The organism is Planctomycetia bacterium (genome assembly GCA_034440135.1).
In the GTDB taxonomy this organism is placed as follows: Bacteria; Planctomycetota; Planctomycetia; order Pirellulales; family JALHLM01; genus JALHLM01.
Genome location: JAWXBP010000001.1, coordinates 1 through 3,270, shown reverse-complemented (window position 1 = coordinate 3,270; position 3,270 = coordinate 1). Strand labels below are relative to the sequence as shown.

The following is a 3,270-nucleotide window of genomic DNA, read 5'->3' as shown; positions in this document are numbered from 1 at the left end:
TTCGCGATCGCGTCAACGGACGAGGCCGACGCGCTGTCTACGTCAGAAAAGAATCGAGATGGTTCGCGGCATCAGCGTCTGATCGAGCACGATCTTGCGCGCGGCGATGCGCCATCCATCACCAGTCCGCCGTAGCCGGTCTTCGCGCCGGCCCACGTAGAATGCTTCTGTGCGCTCAAGCCTCGTCTGGTAGACGAGCATGTTGCAGCCGACTTCGACTTCCCCGTCGGAGCGTTCTTCGATCTCGAAGTTCGACAGGAGATGCCGGGTTCGGGACGGCGGTGTCTCCGCATGGGCAAGACCCGTGTGGAGGCGCTGTACGCGCGCTTTGAGAAAGTCCTTGTCGTCCTCGAAGACGGCCATCTCTCCGAGGCGCCGGATCGCTTCTCCGTGATCGCTCGTGGTTTCTCGCACGGGCATCCAGTAGCGCACGTCATCCGTGAGCAGCGCAAGCCAATCGTCGTAGCGGGCATCGTCTAAGAGGCGCGCCTCGCGAAAAAGAAAGCGCTCAACGTCTAACTGAAGCTCGGGCGTGACCATGGCTCTTCTTCGCGGCTTGTTGTGCACGTAAACGCGCGGCGGCGCCATTCTTGATCTTGGCGCGGCCGACGGACGGAATCTTCGGCTTGGAGGGCGGCGGCGACTCCATTAGCTCTGACCAATATCCGTAGTAGCTGCGCTGGCCCTGTTCCGAGAAATAAGGCCCGAGGCGGCCGGGAAGCTCCGGCGGCGGATTGCAGCGATCCTCGTAACCAAGGCCCATCTTGTAATTGAAATCGAGCGTCTGACCGATCACGCCGCGAGTTGCCTCGGTTACCTGCTCGAAATTCTCGGTGTCATCTTGGCCCGCGATGCCGGCGACGGCCTGCTGGCGCGAGAAATCCAAGCGGATGATCTCCTTCACCGCGTCTGGCGCCGCACTGTCGAAAGCGCACCATTGCCACGCCTCGATCATGTTGGCCCCGCGCGGATGCCAAAGATAGAGGCCGATCGGCCGAAGCGCGCTGAAGTTATTGAGAGAGAAGTTTGGAAATATGTTGCCAAACGCGATCGTGTACACTTTGGACTGCGCCTTGCTCACCTTCTTCTCCAGCGCCGACTTGGTCTCACGGACATAGTCGACAACTTCCGGGCCCATTTCGCGCGCGAGCTCGAGGTCGGTTTCGTATCGCTCGTTGTTGGCCGAAATGCCGCAGAGGCCATGGCCATGGCGCGTCGACACTGAGAGCAAGTTCGGCGCCTTGTAGAACGTGACGGGATTGAGGAGCCTTATTCCGATGCGGAAGATGGAGCCGTGGGAGTACGGCAGATGATAGGTGTCGCCGGCGAAGTTCTCGCCCGAGAGCTTCCAGTTCGCTTTGCATTCATAGCGCTGGCGGCCGCGCAAAAATTCGATTTTGCCCAGCGGTCGATTCAGCAGCACATCGAAGTACCAACGAAGGTCGCCCAGATACTCATCGAGGCTAATGGAACCCGCATCCATGTTGCCAAATATGAAACCGCCGTAGGATGTAACCTTTGGTATCTCAAACAGACCCCATTCCTCGCGATTGATATCGCCGAAATATCCCTCCTTGAGGAACGGGACGCCCACGAGTCGTCCGTCGTTGGCGTAGGTCCAACCATGGAACGGGCAAGTGAACTGTCCGGCGTTCCCCGAATCAGTACGGCAGAGTCGCATGCCACGATGCCGGCAAGAATTGAGAAAGACGCGGACCCGATTCTTCTTGTCGCGCCAGACGATGACCGGGTCTTCACCCATGTAGTTAGTGAAATAGTCGCCGGGATTTGGGATTTGAGCTTCGTGGCCTAGATAGAGCCACACCTTCGCGTAGATCCGTTTCAACTCCTCCGCGTATATCTCTGGATCGAAGAAGATGCGTCGACTGACAAGCCCGCTTTTGGCGTCCACCAGAGTTCCGTTCCGACCGACCATAGTGTCCTCGCTCTTCTGCTCGTCCTCGATTTGATTCCGCGGCTGAATCGCTCGATCCACCGGGCTTAGAACATACCAATAGGTTCCTGGCCGAGCCGATAGCCGCCGACCAACGTTGCGATTTGATTCCAGTTGAGACTCAGATGATGCGCCACCGCGTGCACGTCGCGCCAATGCCTTTGGATGGGGTGATGGTTAAGCAAGCCTGCGGCACCCACCACGTCGAACAGCGAGTCCACCGCTTCGCGCGCCATCCGCACGCCGAAACCAACGCTGCGCCGATTATCAATGCGCTGATCGAGGGTCAAAGCGCGGCCGGACATAAGCAGTCCCATGACATTGTCGCAGTCGCGGTGGATTAGCGTGCGGCCGGCGTCGACCATGGCTTCCGCCTCGGCAAGCGCGATCTGGACTGTCGCAAGATGGGCGAGCGGCGTCTGCTTTCCCGTGACGCCGCCCACGGTTTTTCGAATCCGAACCTCCGCAATGAAGTCGTTGATCGCGCCTTGTGCGGCGCCTAGCGCCACGCCCGAGAGGAAATAGCTGAAAATCGCATAGAGCGGCGCGCGGAAGATCGGGTGGGTATTCAACGAGAGGCCGGGCGCCGCGCACGAATTGCAGGCGGCGAGGCCCAGAAAACGGTGCCGCGGGACAATGACATTGTCGACGGTCACGCTGTGGCTGCCGGTGCCCGTCAAACCGACGGCACGCCAGTCGTCTATGATGCGATAATCCTCACGCGGCAGCAGAAAGAAGCCTTGCTCAGCGTTGCCGCCGTCGGCGTCGACGACGCGGCCGCCGAACAGGCACCATTCGCTGTTGTCGATGCCGCTGACGTATCGCCATGTTCCCGAGAGACGGAACCCGTGCAGCGTTCGCACGCCCACGCCGACGGGCATGTACCCGGCGGCGACGAGGGCTTCGTCGTGGGTGCCCCAGACGTCCTCCTGTGCCTGGACTTCGAAGAGGCCTACATGCCACTGCAGCAGTATGTAATTGCAGTAGACCCAGGAGCTGGACGGACAGCCGCGCGCCAGCGCCTCGGCGACACGCGCAGCGACACCGAAATCGGTGGCTATCCCACCAAAGTGCGGCGGCTGTAATGCGCGCGTAATTTTGGCGCGGCGGAAGTCGGCAATTGTTTCGTCGGAAATTTGCCGGTTCCGCTCTGTTTCGGTCGCGCGTGCGCGAAGAACCGGCTCCAGATCGCATGCACGACGTATCAGACCGGCGCCATCCACCTCATCAGATTCGGCGTTAAGCGATACGGCGTGCATCCGAAACCCTTGCGAAGCCTGGCCCGAGCGACCACGGAGCGCCCGGCTATGCCGAGA

Annotated in this window: 3 protein-coding genes; all 3 read right to left on the bottom strand. The window is 60.4% G+C overall.

Translation table 11 applies throughout. The annotated features are described in order from the left end of the window. Positions 1-42 precede the first annotated feature (42 nt). Positions 43-540, bottom strand: coding sequence for a 3-phenylpropionate/cinnamic acid dioxygenase subunit beta (locus SGJ19_00015; GenBank protein MDZ4778619.1), 498 nt, complete (start codon positions 538-540; stop codon positions 43-45). Beyond that, complete coding sequence (locus SGJ19_00010) at positions 509-1,936, bottom strand: Rieske 2Fe-2S domain-containing protein (protein ID MDZ4778618.1); 1,428 nt, start codon at positions 1,934-1,936, stop codon at positions 509-511. The genes SGJ19_00015 and SGJ19_00010 overlap by 32 nt, the downstream gene beginning before the upstream one ends. Positions 1,937-2,001: 65 nt before the next feature. After that, entirely contained in the window at positions 2,002-3,213 is a 1,212-nt protein-coding gene (locus SGJ19_00005; protein MDZ4778617.1) for a flavin-dependent monooxygenase, read from the bottom strand. Positions 3,214-3,270 lie beyond the last annotated feature (57 nt).

Excerpts from the sequence above, each read along its gene's own strand:
- SGJ19_00015 (MDZ4778619.1), bottom strand. The coding sequence starts at position 540 with ATGGTCACGCCCGAGCTTCAGTTAGACGTTGAGCGCTTTCTTTTTCGC.
- SGJ19_00010 (MDZ4778618.1), bottom strand. The coding sequence starts at position 1,936 with ATGGTCGGTCGGAACGGAACTCTGGTGGACGCCAAAAGCGGGCTTGTC.
- SGJ19_00005 (MDZ4778617.1), bottom strand. The coding sequence starts at position 3,213 with ATGCACGCCGTATCGCTTAACGCCGAATCTGATGAGGTGGATGGCGCC.